Source organism: Micromonospora sp. NPDC005215 (assembly GCF_040607915.1).
In the GTDB taxonomy this organism is placed as follows: domain Bacteria; phylum Actinomycetota; class Actinomycetes; order Mycobacteriales; family Micromonosporaceae; genus Micromonospora.
Map to the genome: position 1 here is coordinate 63,109 of NZ_JBEXHQ010000001.1, position 15,341 is coordinate 78,449.

Sequence of the window (15,341 nt, forward strand, 5' to 3'; positions counted from 1 at the left end):
AATGTGCGGTCATGCAGGCACGGTCGGCACTCTTCGACCTGTACGGCGACCACCTCCGGCCGAGGGGTGGCCGCGCACCGGTTGCTGCCCTGGTCAAGCTGCTGGCGCCGCTGGGAATCGCACCGCCAGCCGTTCGCACCGCCGTGTCCCGGATGGTGCGTCAGGGCTGGCTCGAACCGCTCCGGTTGATCTCCGGACCGGGATATTCGATCACACCGAAAGCCGCCCGGCGACTCGACGAGGCGGCGTCCCGGATCTACCGGACCGGCCGGGTCACCTGGGACGGCAGGTTCGATCTGCTGGTGTTGGAGGCCCCGGGCTCCCGACGGGACCGGCAGCGGCTCGCCGCGAACCTGAGCTTCCTCGGCTACGGCACGCTCGACGAGCAGACCTGGGTCGCCACCCGTCCCGCCGAGGACGTCGACCTGATCCTCGCCGAGGCCGGCATCCGGTTCGAACGGTTCACCGCCGCACACTTCTCGGGCACCCCCGGTGCGATGGGTGTGGTCCGGCGAGCATGGAACCTCACCGAGATCGGCCGCGCCTACGAGCGGTTCGTCGCGGACCAGCGCCCGCTGCTCTCCGCCGTCACCGTGCGCAGCAGCGACGAGGAGGCGTACGCGACCCGGTTCCGACTGGTGCACGCGTGGCGTACGTTCCTCTTCCAGGACCCGCAGCTGCCCCCGGCGCTGCTACCCGAACGCTGGCCAGGCACCGCCGCGGCCAGTTTCTTCGACCGGCACGCGGCCCGGCTGCGTCCGGCCGCGGACCGGTACGTCGAACAGTGCCTCGACGCCGGCAACCGCCTCGTCCGACAGAAGGGTCGTTAGACACGTGACCGAGCCGCTGCTTGTCGACCGGACCGACGCCGTCGTCACTCTCACGCTGAACCGGGCGAACGCGATGAACGCGCTCGACGTGGCGCTGAAGGAGGCGCTGCGGGACACCCTGGCGGAGCTGGAGACCGACCGGTCCTGCCGGGCGGTCGTGCTGGCCGGGGCGGGCGGGTCGTTCAGCGCCGGTCAGGACCTGCGCGAGCACGTGTCGACGCTGGAGAACTCCGCGAGCGATCCCCTGGGTACGGTGCGGGCGCACTACAACCCGATCGCCGCCCGGCTCGCCAACCTGCCCAAGCCGGTGATCGCCGCGGTCCGGGGAATGGCCGCCGGCGCGGGCGCGTCGCTGGCCTTCCTCGCCGACATCCGCATCGGTGGCCCGACCACCAGCTTCCTGATGGCCTTCGCCAAGGTCGGCCTCGCCGCCGACACCGGCGCCTCCTGGACCCTGCCCCGGCTGGTCGGCCACGCCAAGGCGGTGGAGCTGCTGATGCTGGCCGAGCCCGTCCGCGCCGAGGAGGCCTGCCGGATCGGCCTGCTCAACCGCCTGGTGGATGACGACGAGCTGGTGCTGCCGACCGCCCAGGAGTTGGCCGCTCGCCTCGCCGCCGGCCCGACTGTCGCCTACGGGGCGATCAAGCGGCAGCTCTCCATCGCCGACGCCGGCACCCTCGCCGACGCCCTCGCGGCCGAGGCGCAGGCCCAGTCGATCTGCGGCGCCACCGCCGACCACCGGGCGGCCACGTTCGCCTTCGTCGGCAAGCAGAAACCGGTCTTCGAGGGACGCTGAACGCAATTCGCACGCCGCCCTTACCGTCCTCGAACACGGGCCGCCTAGCGTCGGCCGGTATGAGCGATCGTGAAGCGGTGGCGCATCTGCTGCGCCGGGCCACCTTCGGGCCGACCGCAGACGAGGTGGACGCCGCCGAGCGGGCTGGGCCGGCGGCAACCCTGGACAGTCTGCTCGCACCTGCCCGGGCCGACCGTGGTGCGGCGGCCACACCGCCGCCGCCGCTGGCCGCCGACCCCTATGCCGCACTGACCAAGGAATCCACCCGCGAGCAGCGTCAGGCAGCCAGCGCGGAGCGGCGCAAGCAGCTCCAGCAACTCACCGGATGGTGGCTGGACCGGATGGTCGCGGCCGAGGACGGGCTGACCGAGAAGTTGGTTTTCTTCTGGCACGGGCACTGGGCGACCAGCGCGCAGAAGGTCAAGTCGGCACGGGTGATGCAGGGCCAGTTGGAGACGCTGCGCCGGCACGGACGTGGGCCGTTCGGCCCGCTGGTCACCGCGATGGTGCGCGACCCCGCCCTGATCATCTGGCTGGACGGGCAGAAGAACACTCGCAAGGCACCGAACGAGAACCTGGCTCGCGAGCTGATGGAGCTGTTCACGCTTGGCATCGGCGCGTACACCGAGGCCGACGTGAAGGCCGGCGCGCGAGCCCTCACCGGCTGGGTGGTCGACAAGACCACCGCTGTCGCCCGCTTCGAGGCCAAACGGCACGACCCCGGCGAGAAGACCATCCTCGGGCAGAGCGGCCGGTTCGACGCCGAGGCGTACGCCGGGCTGCTGGCCGGCCAACCCGCGGCGGCGACGTTCGTGGCCGGGCGGCTCTGGTTCCGCTATGCCGGCACCGAGAGCCCGGCACCGGAGGGCCTGTCCGGAGCGGACACCGTCGCGACCCTGCGGGCGATCTTCTCGGCGCCGGCCTTCGCCCAGACCCGGGGCACGCTTGTCAAGCAGCCGGTGGAGTGGCTGGTCGGCGCGCTGCGACAGCTCGGCATCCGACCCTCCGCCCTGCCCGAGCAGCAACACAAACAACTACTGGCCGGCCTGAACGCACTGGACCAGGTGCCGCTACGGCCGCCCAGCGTGGGCGGCTGGCCGGCCGGGGCCGCCTGGCTGACCACCTCGTCGTTGCAGGCGCGGTTGCGGACGGCCGAAATGCTCGCCGCGGCGGTGAACCCCGCGGTGCTGGCCCGGCTGACCGCCGCGCCCACCGCCGGCCGGCCGGACGCGCTGGCGCGACTGCTGGTGGTCGACGGCTGGAGCGCGCGTACCCGGGCCGCCCTCACCCCGCTGGCCGGCGATCCCCGCAAGCTGCTGGCCGCCGGCCTGGTCAGCCCCGAATACACAGTCAGCTGAGCGGAGGAGTCGACATGGACACCCAGACCCGACGCAGGTTCCTGGTGACCAGTGGGGTGGTCGGCGCGGGCGCGCTGGCCGCCGGCGCCGGCGCGTACCGCCTGCGGGACCTGCTGGACACCAGCGGCGACCGTGATCCACAGGCTCGCACGCTGGTGCTGGTGACCCTCTACGGCGGCAACGACGGGCTCAACACGGTCATCCCGTACGCCGATCCGGCCTACCGGGCGGCCCGTCCCGAGCTGGCCTACCCGGACGGGGAGGTGCGGCGGTTGGACGACGGCTTCGGCCTCAACCCGGCACTGGCCGGCCTACACCAGCGCTGGTCCGGCGGTGGCCTGGCGATCGTGCGCGGGGTCGGCTACCCGAAGCCCGACCGCAGCCACTTCCGGTCGATGGACATCTGGCACACCGCGCAACCGGACCGGCCGGGCAACACCGGGTGGCTGGGTCGTTGGCTGGACCAGGCCGGCGGCGACCCCCGGCTGGCGGTCTCCTTCGAGCCGGCGCTGCCGCCGCTGCTGGCCGGGGCGCAGAGCGCGGGCGCCGCCGTGCCGGTGACCGACCGGAAGGCCGCCAAGGGGCTGCCCGCGGAGACACTTACCGCGCTCGCCGCCGCCGAGGCGGGTGAGTCGGCGGCCCGGGGCCGGGCCGCCGCCTGCTTCGCCGACCTGCGGTCGGTGGACGAGATGATCCGCCAGGTACGCGACTCCGCCGACCCGGACACGGCGGACCCGGACGGCGAGCAGGCACCCGCGACGGCGACCGGCGGGGCCCGCACGCCTTTGGACGCGCAACTGGACCTGGTCGCGCAGTGCGTCGAGGCCGGAGTGTCCACCCGGGCCTTCTCGGTGTCGCTCGGCGGCTTCGACACGCACGCCGACGAAAAGCAGTTGCAGGCCGTCCTGCTGGGTCAGCTGGACCGGGCGCTGACCGGGTTCGCCGACCGGATGAGTCGCACCGAGGCGGGCCGGAAGGTGGTGGTGGCTGTCTACTCCGAGTTCGGCCGCCGCGTCCGGGCCAACGCCTCGGACGGCACCGACCACGGCACCGCCTCGGACGTGCTGCTGCTGGGTGGCGGCGTACGCGGCGGCTGGCACGGGGACGCACCGAGCCTCACCGACCTCGACGACGGCGACCTGAAATACACAACCGACTTCCGGGACGTCTACGCCACGCTGCTGGAACGGGTGCTGGACACCGACCCGGGCCCGGTACTCGCCGACTGGCGAGGACGTCTCGACAAGCTCTTCTAGTCGTCCTCTTCCGGGTCCTGGTTGGCCTCCGCGCCCAGCACGAACGCCTGCATGGCCAGCTCGTCGCCGGACGGCGAGACGAAGGCGGGCAGCTCACGCGGACCCAGCTCCTGCACGTAGGACCAGAACAGCCGGACCGCCTCGGCCCGCGTGCTGGCCTCGATCGGCAGGTCGAGGCTGACCAGCCAGGTGCGCCGTGCCGGGGGCGGACCGAGCTGGTCGGCCAGCGCCCGGAAGGCCGCCGGCTCCAGCGCGGTGACCGGCCCGTCGAGCGTCAGCAGGTCGGCCGGCACCGGCTCGTCGAAGGCCCGCCGGGTGTACGCCACGACGACCGTCCCCGGCTCGACCGGGGACTGCGGATCGTCCGGGTCTTCGCGGTGGCGCTGACCCGACCCGGTGACCCGGCCGAGCGCGACCAGCCGCGGCGGCGCGTCGACAAGCACCGCCACCTGGTCTCCCGGGCCCGGCCGGGTGCTGTCGACAAGCCCGGTCAGCTCCAGCGTGTCGTGCTGCACGAGCCGCTCGGCCTCGTACCGCTCGGCTGGCAGCAGCACGGCCCAGGCGCCCACGCCGTCGGCACGGCCGGATTCGCCGGCCCGGTACGCGGTCTCGGTCGTCATGTCAGCCATCCCATCACGTCGCCGATGGGAGGGTGACGTGACAGCCGACGATGTGATCGTCGACCATGCCGGTGGCCTGCATCAGCGCGTAGGCGGTGGTCGGGCCGACGAACCGGAAGCCGCGCTTCTTGAGCGCCTTGGCCATCGCCGTCGACTCCGGGGTGATCGGCGCCAGCTCGCCGAACGAGGCGGGGCGGGTCGGCCGGGGCTCCGGTGCGAAGGACCAGAGCAGCGCGGACAACCCTTCCGGCACCTCCAGAGCGGCGCGGGCATTGGCGATCGCCGCCTCGATCTTGGCCCGGTTACGGACGATGCCGGCGTCGGCGAGCAGCCGGGTCACGTCGGCGTCGGAGTATCCGGCGACCGTCGGGATGTGGAACTCGTCGAAGGCCAGCCGGAACGCGGGGCGTTTGCGCAGGATGGTCAGCCAGGACAACCCGGACTGGAACGCCTCCAGCGTCATCCGCTCGTAGAGCGCGTCGTCGCCGCGCAGCGGCCGCCCCCACTCGGTGTCGTGGTAGACGGCGTAGTCGGGGGTGCTCGACCCCCAGGCGCAGCGAGGCAGCCCGTCGGCACCGATCACCAGGTCAGTCACGTCGTACACGCTAGGGCATCGCTCCGACATCCCGTCGCCGCCGGCACCGGGCTGGCGGCCGGCGGCGGGAGCGCTCAGGGCAGCCGGCCCTGCTCGACCAGACGGGCGAACCTCTTCAGCGCCTGGGTGAGGCCGAGCTTGGAGCCGGGCCAGAGCACCGGCCACGCCAGTCGACCGGCCCGGCCGCCCGGCAGGTGGAACCACTCGTGCCAGACGACCTGGGTACGGTCCCGGCCCAGTTGGGTACAGCGCAGCACACCCGGCCCGCGCAGCAACTGGCCGTAGTGCACCACGCCGATCTCGTACGGCTCGTCGACCCGGACCACCCGCATCTCGTCGCGCAGCACGGCCCGGCCGAGCGCTGTCACAGCCTCGATGCGGCTGCCCTCGCGCCCGTCGCCCTCGACGACGCGCACGCGGGTGAACGGGATCCAGTCGGACTGACGGTCCCAGGCGAGCAGGGCGGCGAAGACCCGCTCGGCGGGAGCGTCGACGAGCACTGTGGCGGTTACCTCACCAGCGCCGGGTTGGGCGGCCTCACGAAGATCGTCGGCGCCCCCCGGGCCGGTCACGCCGACTCCGACCGAACCGTCGCGCCGTGCTGCCCGGTGCCGTCGGCGGGTGCGCCGTCGGTCTGCTCAGAATCGGCCGCCGCACCACTGGCCGGCACGACGGCCGGCGCCACACCGTCGGAATCCGCCGATGACGAGGTGGCGGCGGGCTCGGGGTCAGCGCCGGTCGAGCCGACCGGGGCAGCTCCGGAGCCCACCTCGTCGGCCGGCGACTCGGCCGCGTCGGGCTCGGCCGCGTCGGCCTTCGCCACGTCGGCCGCCTCGGGGTTCGTCGCCCTGCTGGCGGACTGTTCGCGGGCGTCGCGCAGCACGTCCGCGTCGTCGGTGCGGCCCGCACGCAACGCGGTGACCTCCGCCTCCAGTACGCCGATCAGCTCCGACTTGTAGCCGATGTCGTAGGCGGCACGGCGCATCGCCTGATCGACCTGGGCCATCCGGTACCCGCGCAAACCGGTGTCGAAACGGACCGCACCCACGTCGGACTCGCGCAGTGGCCGGGTGCCTGGCAACGCCACGGCCTGCGAATCCGGCTCGGCGGGCACCAGACCGGGATCGCGGCCGCTGACCAGCACCGTCACGCCGAATATCACCGCCGCAACCGTCAATGCCACGACCAGGAGGAGCAGAAGCTGACCCATGTACTGATCGTGGCACGGCAGCCGGCCGGGAGCGACCCCGCCACCCGTCCCGATCGCGATCCGTACCGACGCCGCCCGGACTTGCGGTCGGGCCACCGACTAGCGTCGGGGTCGGCCGACGCGGCGGCGACGGCAGACTCTCGGGAGGCGGGCATGGCCGGGGCGCTTCGGCTGGGCGGGCGCACGTTCGCCCCCGACGAGCTGGTGGTGATGGCGATCGTCAACCGCACCCCGGACTCGTTCTTCGACCGAGGGGCCACCTACGCCGCTGACAGCGCTCTGCGCGCGGTGGAGCGGGCTGTGACGGAGGGTGCGGCGATCATCGACATCGGCGGGGTCAAGGCCGGCCCCGGCGCGGAGGTGGACGTCGTCGAGGAGATCCGCCGCACGGTGGACACCATCGCCGCCGTCCGGGCCGCGTTCCCAGCGGTGGTGATCTCCATCGACACCTGGCGCGCCGAGGTGGCGACGGAGGCCGTGGCTGCCGGCGCCGACCTGCTCAACGACACCTGGTCGGGTGCCGATCCGGCCCTGGCCCGGGTGGCCGCCCAGACCGGCGCGGGCCTGGTCTGCTCGCACGCCGGCGGCCTGGTCCCACGGACCCGGCCGCACCGGGCCGCCTTCACCGACGTGGTCAGCGACGTGGTCGCGACGGTGACCGGGCTCGCCGAGCGAGCGGTGGCAGCCGGGGTACGCCCCGACGGCATCCTCATCGACCCGGCGCACGACTTCGGCAAGAACACCCGGCACTCCCTGGAGATCACTCGCCGACTGGGCGAGCTGACCGACACCGGCTGGCCGGTGCTGGTGGCGCTCTCCAACAAGGACTTCATCGGTGAGTCGCTGGACCTGCCGGTGCCCGACCGGCTGGAGGGGACGCTCGCCGCGACGGCGGTCTCGGCCTGGCTGGGTGCCCGGGTGTTCCGGGCCCACCAGGTCGGGCCGACCCGCCGGGTGCTGGACATGGTGGCCTCGATCCGGGGCGACCGCCCACCGTCGGCGACCCGCCGCGGCCTGGCCTGACCGGTCGTCGCCGGAACCGACCGTCAACGGCCGGGCTGACCGGCCCGATCGCCGGAGGTCGTGACGCTCAGGTCCAGCGGAGGATGTTCCTACGCCAGGCGTAGAGGATGCCGAGCGCGAGCACCGCCACGAACACCGCCATCTCCACCACCGTCACCAGACCGAAGCCCGGCCGGTCGAAGACCACCGCCCAGGGGAAGAGGAACACCGCCTCGACCGCGAACAGCACATACAGGTACGCGTAGACGTAGTAGCGGATCTGCATCTGTGCCCAGTCCGCGCCCACCGGGTCGAGCCCGCACTCGTAGCTGGCCCGCTTGCCCGGCGGGTCGGCCGGACGCGCGGGGCGTAACACCCGGTTGGCCGAGAACGCCGTAACAAAGAACAGAACACTGGCGAGCAGCAAGAGCCCGAGCGTCGCGTACGAGCCCAGGTATCCGGTCACAGTCGGGAGCCTACCGTCCGCCCGGACGGGTCGTCCCAAACACGTTACGGATTTGTTTCCGGGTTGGGACTAGTGCGCTGGGGCAACTATTACCGAACATTGGACACCCACCCATGCACCGGAGGACAGATGGCCCGCCTGAAGGCATCGCCCGGTAAGCGGGCGAAGGGGCGGCGCCCCGTGTCCCTGCTGGGGACCTCGCTCGCGCTCGGTCTGCTCGTCGCGCTCGCCGTGGGGCCGGCCTGGGCCAGCGCGGCAACGCCGGACGCGGACCCGGTCGTGGCGCTGACCGACCCGGTCAGCGAACCCGGGGGTGACCCCGGCACCAGCCCGACGGAGGACCCGACCCCGACCGAGGAGCCGGGCGGGTCTCCGGAACCGACAAACCCGGCGCCGGAGACCACCGCGCCGCCGCCGGAGACCCCGCCGCCGGCGCCGGAGACCACCGCGCCGGAGGTGCCGCCGGCGCCGAGCAACACCGCGCCCGCGCCGGGCGGACCACCCACACCGGCGCCCCCGCTGCCGCCGGCGCCGCCGGTCCCGCCGGTCCGGCCCCCCGCCCCGGGCCCGGAGGCACCGCCGCCGAATCCGCTCGGTGTGCAGGTCACCACCCAGGACGTCATCCTCACCAAGGCGTACTGGAACGCGGCCAGCACGGCCACCACCCTGCAGGTCACCGTCAACAACACCGGCACGACAACGCAACGGATCCGGCTCTCGTACACGCTGCCGGCCGGGCTGACCGATGCCGGGACGAAGGGCTGCGCCGCCGCCGGCGGGGGTGCGTACCACTGTGGGGCCTGGACGGCCGGAGCCGGCGTCCGGTTCAGCGCTCTGCTCCGGCTGCGGGTCGACGGCGCCGCGTGGCGCAAGATGCCCCTCGCCGGCTCCGTCCAGGTCGTCGCGGACGCGCCGGGAGTGCCCGGGGAAGCGGTCGACAACCAGGGTTTCGCTGTGCTCTTCCCGCCCGGTCCGCCGGTGCCCGGGATAACGCTGGCCGCCGACGAGGTCGGCTTCGACATCAGCGGCACCGCCAGCGCCCTCACGCTCCGGCTGGGCAACACCGGCACGGTGGACGCCGACGGCCGGGTAGAAATCGTCCTGCCGGCCGGGGTGACCGTCCCGACCCCGCCGCCCGGTTGCGTGGCGGTCGACCCGACCCGGACCCGCTGCGACGCGGGCACTGTGGCGGCGGGCCGGACCGCCGAGTTGCGGCTGCCGGTGGAGGCGACGCCGCAGGCCCAGCGGGAAGCGCCGTTGTCCGGCGCCGTGATCGGCCAACTCGACCCACGCAGCGGCCCGACCCGGCAGATGCAGATGAGTTTCCGGATCACCGCGGCGGCCGCGCTGGCCACGCCGGTGGTCTCACCGCCCGCGCCGACCGGCTCCCAGGGCGTACTCCCCGGGGGTGCTGCCGCCAACGACGACGGCACGACCTCGGTGCGGCGCACCGCGATCATCCTGATCGCGGTCTCCACGCTGCTGGTGGTGCTGGCTCTCACGCTGGCCACCATCTCGCTGCGTCGCCGGCTCGCCGGCCCGACGCCCGAGCCGGCGCCGCGCACCGCCGACTGATCGACGAGCGACCCCGGACCGGGTCTGTTCGGGGTCGCCGGGGTGGACCCGTGGTGATCTGAATTACGGCGGGCGGGGCATAACCGCGCAATGGCGGGCATTTCTCCGCCCAGTCCGGTCCCAGTCGGCGGACCTCCGGCGCTGGTTAGGGCTCCCTTAGACGTAGGCTCTCAGATGAGGTACGACAGCGGCCGGACCAGCCTGGGGCGGTGCGGTGAAACGTCGCGTCAAGGAGGTTCCGTGGCCGGGCAAGGCGAGGTCAAGCTCTGCGAGCCCCGAACGAAGGTGGCACAGTGACCAAGCAGATCCGTCAACTCGACCGGGTGGTCATCCGGTTCGCCGGTGACTCCGGCGACGGCATGCAGTTGACCGGCGACCGGTTCACCTCGGAGACGGCGCAGCTCGGCAACGACATCTCCACGCTGCCAAACTTCCCCGCCGAGATCCGGGCTCCCGCCGGCACCCTGCCCGGTGTGTCGAGCTTCCAGGTGCACTTCGCCGACTACGACATCCTCACCCCGGGCGACGCGCCCAACGTGCTGGTGGCCATGAACCCGGCAGCCCTCAAGGCCAACCTGGCCGACCTGCCGCGCGGCGCGGACATCATCGTCAACACCGACGAGTTCACCAAGCGCAACCTCGCCAAGGTCGGCTACCAGGCCAGCCCGTTGGACGACGACTCGCTGGCCGGCTACGTCGTGCACCCGGTGGCGCTGACCTCGATGACGGTCGGCGCGCTCGCCGACCACCAGGTGTCCAAGAAGGACGCCGAGCGGTCGAAGAACATGTTCGCCCTCGGTCTGCTCTCCTGGATGTACTCGCGACCCTACGAGTCGACGCTGCGCTTCCTGGAGCGCAAGTTCGCCTCCCGTCCGGAGCTGGTCGCGGCGAACGTCGCCGCCTTCCGGGCCGGCTGGAACTTCGGCGAGACGACCGAGGACTTCGGGGTCCGCTACGAGGTCAAGCCGGCGAAGATGAAGCCGGGCACCTACCGCAACATCACCGGCAACGCGGCGCTCTCGTTGGGGCTGGTCGCCGCCGGGGTCCGCTCCGGGCTGCCGGTGTTCCTCGGCGCGTACCCGATCACGCCCGCGTCGGACATCCTGCACGAGCTGAGCAAGCACAAGCGCTTCGGCGTCACCACGGTGCAGGCCGAGGACGAGATCGCCGCGGTCGGCGCGGCGCTGGGTGCGTCGTACGGCGGGTCACTCGGTGTGACCACCACCAGCGGCCCCGGCGTGGCGCTCAAGAGCGAGACGATCTCCCTCGCGGTGGCGCTGGAGCTGCCGCTGGTGATCGTGGACGTGCAGCGCGCCGGCCCGTCGACAGGCATGCCGACCAAGACCGAGCAGGCCGACCTCAACATGGCGCTCTACGGCCGGCACGGCGAGGCCCCGGTCGCGGTGATCGCGCCCCGGTCGCCGTCGGACTGCTTCTTCGCGGCCCTGGAGGCGGCCCGGATCGCGCTGACCTACCGCACCCCGGTGATCCTGCTCTCCGACAACTACGTCGCCAACGGTTCGGAGCCGTGGCTGCTGCCGGACGTGGAGTCGCTGCCCGACCTGCGGGTCGAGTTCGCCACCGAGCCCAACGGCGAGGACGGCACCACCTTCCTGCCCTACCTGCGTGATCCGGAGACCCTGGCCCGGCCGTGGGCGATCCCCGGCACGGCCGGGCTGGAGCACCGGATCGGTGGCCTGGAAAAGGCCGACAAGACCGGCGACATCTCCTACGACCCGGCCAACCACGACTTCATGGTGCGCACCCGGGCCGCCCGGATCGAGGCGATTCCGGTGCCGGACATCGAGGTGGAGGACCCGGACGGCGACGCCCGGGTGCTGGTCCTCGGCTGGGGCTCGACGTACGGGCCGATCGGCGCGGCGTGCCGCGGCGTGCGTCAGCGCGGCCTGTCCATCGCCCAGGCGCACCTGCGGCACCTGGCGCCGATGCCGGCCAATCTCGGTGCGGTGCTGCGCTCGTACGACAGGGTGGTCATCCCGGAGATGAACCTGGGCCAGCTCGCCCACGTCATCCGGGCCCGCTACCTGGTCGACGCGATCAGCTACAACCAGGTCCGCGGCCTGCCGTTCACGGCCGCCGAGCTGGAGACGACGCTGGAAGAGGTCCTGAAGAATGTCTGAGCCCATCGCCCTCAAGCTCACCGCGAAGGACTTCAAGTCCGACCAGGAGGTGCGCTGGTGCCCCGGCTGCGGTGACTATGCGATCCTCGCGGCCATCCAGCAGTTCATGCCGGAGTTGAACATCCCCCGCGAGCGGACCGTCTTCGTCTCCGGGATCGGCTGCTCGTCGCGCTTCCCGTACTACATGAACACGTACGGGATGCACTCGATCCACGGCCGCGCCCCGGCCATCGCGACCGGCCTGTCGGTGTCCCGGCCGGACCTGTCGGTCTGGGTGGTCACCGGCGACGGCGACGCGCTCTCCATCGGTGGCAACCACCTGATCCACGCGCTGCGACGCAACGTCAACCTCAAGATCCTGCTGTTCAACAACCGGATCTACGGTTTGACCAAGGGCCAGTATTCTCCGACGTCCGAGGTCGGCAAGGTCACCAAGTCGACTCCGGCCGGCTCGGCGGACGCCCCGTTCAACCCGCTCTCGCTCGCCCTCGGCGCGGAGGCCAGCTTCGTCGGTCGGACCATCGACTCCGACCGCAAGCACCTGCAGTCGGTGCTGCGGGCCGCCGCCGAGCACGAGGGTTCGGCGTTCGTGGAGATCTACCAGAACTGCAACATCTTCAACGATGGGGCGTTCGAGCAGCTCAAGGACCCGTCCACCCGGGACGACTACCTGATCCGCCTGGAGCACGGGCAGCCGATCACGTTCGGGGCCGATGGGCAGTTCTGTGTGGTGCACCCGCCGGGCGCCTTCGGCCTGGAGGTCCGGGAGACCAGCTCGGTCCGCCCGGAGGAGATCGTCGTGCACGACGCGACGGTGAGCGACCCGGCGTACGCCTTCGCGCTGTCCCGGCTGCCCGGCCTCGACCTGCGCAACACCCCGATCGGGGTGTTCCGCTCGGTGGACCGACCGTCCTACGACAGTGTGGTGCAGGGTCAGCTCGCGGCGGCCAAGGCGACGGTCACCGAGAGTCCCGAGCAGCAGCTCGCCGGCCTGCTGGCCAGTGGCGACACCTGGACGATCCTCTGATCCGACAGTGTTGACGAGAGCGGCCGTCCCCGAACCGGGGGCGGCCGCTCTCGTCGTACCGGCGCTGCCTCAGCGCTGAGCCGAGGCCAACGTCCAGAGGTTGTCGATCTCCTTCTCGGTCGCCGCGAGACTCGCCTCGTGCAGCGGGATCAGCTCGGCCATCGCCGGAACCGAGGGCGCCAGGGTCAACTCGGTGCTGATGAAGCGCGGCTCCATGCCGGTGAGGGACAGGCCGTGCGGGAGCCACGGCTCCGCGTGGTCCCAGCCGTTGCGCGGGGTGCCCTCGCCGTAGCCGCCACCCCGGGTGGCCAGCACCACGAACTCGCGCTCGCCGAGCATGCCCTGCTGGGTCGTCGGGTCGTACGCGAGGCCGGGCACGATCAGGTGGTCGACCCAGGACTTGACGCTGCTGGGCGCGCCGTAGTTGTAGAGCGGCAGACCGAGCAGCACGACGTCGGCCTGCTTCACCTCGTCGACAAGCCGCTCGCTGAGTTCCCAGGATTCGCGCTGGGCAGGGGTGTGCTGGTCCGGCGGCGTCATCCGAGCCAGGCCGCCCGCCGCGTCGAGGTGCGGCAGCGGATCCGCGCCGAGGTCCCGGTAGGTCACAGTGCCGTCCGGGTGGGCCGCACGCCACGTGGCGACCGCGCGGGCGGTGAGTCGACGGCTGACCGACCAGTCACCCCGAATGCTTGAGTCGATATGCAGCAGATGCATTATTCCTCCTACAAGGATCGTCTGTGCAGCACCAACTATTTATAGCAGGCCGATGTTCCATCTGCTCGGTAGACTGGGTCACATGTCCGCCCTGCCGCCTGACCCCTCGGAGCACCGCTCGGGCGCACTCCTGGACCATCTGGCCCGGCGGATGCGGTTGCGGTCGGAGTCGGTGCTGGCGCCGCTGGGCCTACGGCCGCGGCATCTGGTCGCGCTCACCGTGCTGCGCGCCGGCGGCGGCACCAGCCAACAGGCGCTCGCCACCATCCTGGAGATGGACAGCACGAACATTGTCGGGCTGCTCAACGACCTGGAAGCGGAGCAACTGATCGAGCGTCGCCGCTCACCGGAGGACCGCCGCCGACACGTCGTCGAACTCACCGAAGACGGTGCAAAACGCCTCAACCAGGCCGAATGCGCCCTCGCCGGAGCCGAGGACGAGGTGCTGGGGGCGCTGGCTCCCGGCGAGCGGGAGACGCTCTACGAACTGCTCCGGCGAGCCTCCACCACGACGCCGGTGAGCTGCACCGAGGCGATCCGCGCGGCCGACGAGACCTGCTGACGCCGCACCACTACCGCCACCCTGACGACCGGACGATCAGCCATCCTGACGGGCGGCGGCAAGGCCGTGCGGGGGGTGGGTGGGACGGTCAGGCGGTCGTCGCCGACTGCGGACGGTCGTCGCGGACATGCACCAGCATGTCGCCGGTCTCGATCACCGCGCCGGCCCGGTCGGCCAGGCTGACCACCTTGCCCCGCCGCACCAGGGCGATCACCAACGAGTCCAGCTCGCGGGGCGAGCGACCCACCTCGTTCCGCTCCGCCGAGCGCATCGCCAGCGCCATGCCCTGGCCCGGAGTGAGCAGATCCTCCACCACGTCGATCAGCGGCGGAGCCGAGGTGGACAGGCCGAGCAGCCGGCCCGCGGTGGCCGACGAGACGATCACATGATGCGCGCCGCTCTGCTTGAGCAGCGGCGCGTTCTCCGCCTCGCGGGCCGCCGCGATGATCCGGACCTGCCCGGCGGTGAGCTGCCGTACGGTCAGCGCGACAAGCACCGACGCGTCGTCGCTGTCGGTCGCGATGATCACGGCCTTGGCGTTCTTGACGTGCGCCTCGTTCAGCACCGACGAGCGGGTCGCCGAGCCCTCGATCGCCACCAGACCCGCGGAGGTGGCCTGCCGCAGCGCGGCGGCGCTGCGCTCCACCACCACGATCCGCGACCGGTCCAGACCATTCTCCAGCAGGGCGGAGACCGCGCTTCGCCCCTTGGTGCCGTAGCCGCAGATGATGACGTGGTCCTTCACGCTTCTCCTCCACCGCGACAGGCGACGGCCGGTCCGGTACTGCTCGGTCAGGACTTCCAGGGTGGTGCCGACCAGGATGATCAGGAAGATCACTCGGGCCGGAGTGATGAAGAGGACGTTGACCAGCCGGGCCGACTGCGCGGCCGGCGTGATGTCGCCGTAGCCGGTAGTGGAGAGCGACACGACCGCGTAGTAGAAGCAGTCGAGCAGGGTCAGGCCGTCCTCGTTGACATCACGGTAGCCGGCCCGGCCCAGATAGACCGCGGCGACCACGGCGAAGACCAGGCCCAGGGCGGCGGCGAGCCGCAGGCTCAGCGCGCTCAGCGGGCCCCGGCGCTGCGCGGGAAAATGGATCACCGTCGAACCTGCCCCGTCAGCGTCGCCTGCACGAGCACAACATAGCGGGTACGCCATCCCCGGCACGTGCGGGTTGCGCAGTGCGGA

Annotated in this window: 16 protein-coding genes; 9 read left to right on the plus strand and 7 right to left on the minus strand. The window is 72.0% G+C overall.

Annotated features, from left to right (window positions below):
• Positions 1-11 precede the first annotated feature (11 nt).
• Genes ABZU25_RS00365 through ABZU25_RS00380 form a run of 4 tightly spaced genes read left to right on the plus strand, consistent with a single transcriptional unit; the run spans position 12 to position 4,240 of the window.
• A complete protein-coding gene (locus tag ABZU25_RS00365) occupies positions 12-830 on the plus strand; it encodes a PaaX family transcriptional regulator C-terminal domain-containing protein (RefSeq protein WP_355027136.1) in 819 nt (272 codons plus the stop codon).
• A gap of 4 nt (positions 831-834) precedes the next feature.
• Positions 835-1,626 carry an enoyl-CoA hydratase-related protein gene (locus tag ABZU25_RS00370; RefSeq protein WP_355027137.1) on the plus strand — a complete coding sequence of 264 codons (792 nt, stop codon included), beginning with the start codon at positions 835-837 and terminating at the stop codon, positions 1,624-1,626.
• 59 nt (positions 1,627-1,685) lie between these two features.
• Positions 1,686-2,984 (plus strand): DUF1800 domain-containing protein, encoded by a 1,299-nt coding sequence (locus ABZU25_RS00375; protein ID WP_355027138.1) that lies wholly within the window; start codon positions 1,686-1,688, stop codon positions 2,982-2,984.
• Positions 2,985-2,998: 14 nt separating this feature from the next.
• Positions 2,999-4,240, plus strand: coding sequence for a DUF1501 domain-containing protein (locus ABZU25_RS00380; RefSeq protein WP_355027139.1), 1,242 nt, complete (start codon positions 2,999-3,001; stop codon positions 4,238-4,240).
• On the opposite strand, the gene ABZU25_RS00385 is transcribed toward ABZU25_RS00380, so the two are convergent.
• The 4 genes from ABZU25_RS00385 to ABZU25_RS00400 all read right to left on the minus strand — a co-directional run bounded on the left by ABZU25_RS00385 (position 4,237) and on the right by ABZU25_RS00400 (position 6,665).
• Positions 4,237-4,860, minus strand: a complete 624-nt coding sequence (locus ABZU25_RS00385) for a hypothetical protein (protein WP_355027140.1) — start codon at positions 4,858-4,860, stop codon at positions 4,237-4,239. The genes ABZU25_RS00380 and ABZU25_RS00385 overlap by 4 nt on opposite strands.
• Positions 4,861-4,873: 13 nt before the next feature.
• Complete coding sequence (locus tag ABZU25_RS00390) at positions 4,874-5,455, minus strand: DNA-3-methyladenine glycosylase I (RefSeq protein ID WP_355027141.1); 582 nt, start codon at positions 5,453-5,455, stop codon at positions 4,874-4,876.
• A 74-nt stretch (positions 5,456-5,529) separates the two neighbouring features.
• A complete protein-coding gene (locus tag ABZU25_RS00395) occupies positions 5,530-6,027 on the minus strand; it encodes an SRPBCC family protein (protein WP_355027142.1) in 498 nt (165 codons plus the stop codon).
• A complete protein-coding gene (locus ABZU25_RS00400) occupies positions 6,024-6,665 on the minus strand; it encodes a DivIVA domain-containing protein (RefSeq protein ID WP_355027143.1) in 642 nt (213 codons plus the stop codon). Before ABZU25_RS00400 ends, ABZU25_RS00395 begins: the two co-directional genes overlap by 4 nt.
• Before the next feature lie 153 nt (positions 6,666-6,818).
• Here ABZU25_RS00400 and folP point away from each other — a divergent pair, with 153 nt between their 5' ends.
• Positions 6,819-7,688, plus strand: a complete 870-nt coding sequence (gene folP / locus ABZU25_RS00405; protein WP_355027144.1) for a dihydropteroate synthase — start codon at positions 6,819-6,821, stop codon at positions 7,686-7,688.
• 67 nt (positions 7,689-7,755) lie between these two features.
• On the opposite strand, the gene ndhC is transcribed toward folP, so the two are convergent.
• Complete coding sequence (gene ndhC, locus ABZU25_RS00410) at positions 7,756-8,133, minus strand: NADH-quinone oxidoreductase subunit A (RefSeq protein ID WP_088986508.1); 378 nt, start codon at positions 8,131-8,133, stop codon at positions 7,756-7,758.
• A 180-nt stretch (positions 8,134-8,313) separates the two neighbouring features.
• On the opposite strand from ndhC, the gene ABZU25_RS00415 reads away from it, so the two are divergent.
• The 3 genes from ABZU25_RS00415 (at position 8,314) to ABZU25_RS00425 (ending at position 12,876) form a co-directional block, all read left to right on the plus strand.
• Positions 8,314-9,708, plus strand: coding sequence for a hypothetical protein (locus ABZU25_RS00415; RefSeq protein WP_355027145.1), 1,395 nt, complete (start codon positions 8,314-8,316; stop codon positions 9,706-9,708).
• A 293-nt stretch (positions 9,709-10,001) separates the two neighbouring features.
• Positions 10,002-11,849 carry a 2-oxoacid:acceptor oxidoreductase subunit alpha gene (locus ABZU25_RS00420; RefSeq protein ID WP_355027146.1) on the plus strand — a complete coding sequence of 616 codons (1,848 nt, stop codon included), beginning with the start codon at positions 10,002-10,004 and terminating at the stop codon, positions 11,847-11,849.
• On the plus strand, positions 11,842-12,876 hold the full coding sequence (locus ABZU25_RS00425) for a 2-oxoacid:ferredoxin oxidoreductase subunit beta (protein WP_355027147.1): 1,035 nt from the start codon (positions 11,842-11,844) through the stop codon (positions 12,874-12,876). The genes ABZU25_RS00420 and ABZU25_RS00425 overlap by 8 nt, the downstream gene beginning before the upstream one ends.
• A gap of 69 nt (positions 12,877-12,945) precedes the next feature.
• On the opposite strand, the gene ABZU25_RS00430 is transcribed toward ABZU25_RS00425, so the two are convergent.
• Positions 12,946-13,590 (minus strand): NAD(P)H-dependent oxidoreductase, encoded by a 645-nt coding sequence (locus ABZU25_RS00430; protein ID WP_355027148.1) that lies wholly within the window; start codon positions 13,588-13,590, stop codon positions 12,946-12,948.
• Between the two features lie 82 nt (positions 13,591-13,672).
• Between ABZU25_RS00430 and ABZU25_RS00435 the strand changes: the two genes are divergently transcribed.
• Complete coding sequence (locus ABZU25_RS00435; protein ID WP_355027149.1) at positions 13,673-14,152, plus strand: MarR family winged helix-turn-helix transcriptional regulator; 480 nt, start codon at positions 13,673-13,675, stop codon at positions 14,150-14,152.
• 88 nt (positions 14,153-14,240) lie between these two features.
• On the opposite strand, the gene ABZU25_RS00440 is transcribed toward ABZU25_RS00435, so the two are convergent.
• Positions 14,241-15,254: a potassium channel family protein gene (locus tag ABZU25_RS00440; RefSeq protein ID WP_355027150.1), complete on the minus strand. Its 1,014-nt coding sequence runs from the start codon at positions 15,252-15,254 to the stop codon at positions 14,241-14,243.
• Between the last annotated feature and the right edge of the window lie 87 nt (positions 15,255-15,341).

Bases quoted from the DNA above. Each gene is read 5' to 3' on its own strand.
- ABZU25_RS00365 (WP_355027136.1), top strand. From the start codon at position 12: ATGCAGGCACGGTCGGCACTCTTCGACCTGTACGGCGACCACCTCCGG.
- ABZU25_RS00375 (WP_355027138.1), top strand. From the start codon at position 1,686: ATGAGCGATCGTGAAGCGGTGGCGCATCTGCTGCGCCGGGCCACCTTC.
- ABZU25_RS00380 (WP_355027139.1), top strand. From the start codon at position 2,999: ATGGACACCCAGACCCGACGCAGGTTCCTGGTGACCAGTGGGGTGGTC.
- ABZU25_RS00385 (WP_355027140.1), bottom strand. From the start codon at position 4,860: ATGACGACCGAGACCGCGTACCGGGCCGGCGAATCCGGCCGTGCCGAC.
- ABZU25_RS00400 (WP_355027143.1), bottom strand. From the start codon at position 6,665: ATGGGTCAGCTTCTGCTCCTCCTGGTCGTGGCATTGACGGTTGCGGCG.
- folP (WP_355027144.1), top strand. From the start codon at position 6,819: ATGGCCGGGGCGCTTCGGCTGGGCGGGCGCACGTTCGCCCCCGACGAG.
- ABZU25_RS00425 (WP_355027147.1), top strand. From the start codon at position 11,842: ATGTCTGAGCCCATCGCCCTCAAGCTCACCGCGAAGGACTTCAAGTCC.
- ABZU25_RS00430 (WP_355027148.1), bottom strand. From the start codon at position 13,590: ATGCATCTGCTGCATATCGACTCAAGCATTCGGGGTGACTGGTCGGTC.
- ABZU25_RS00435 (WP_355027149.1), top strand. From the start codon at position 13,673: ATGTCCGCCCTGCCGCCTGACCCCTCGGAGCACCGCTCGGGCGCACTC.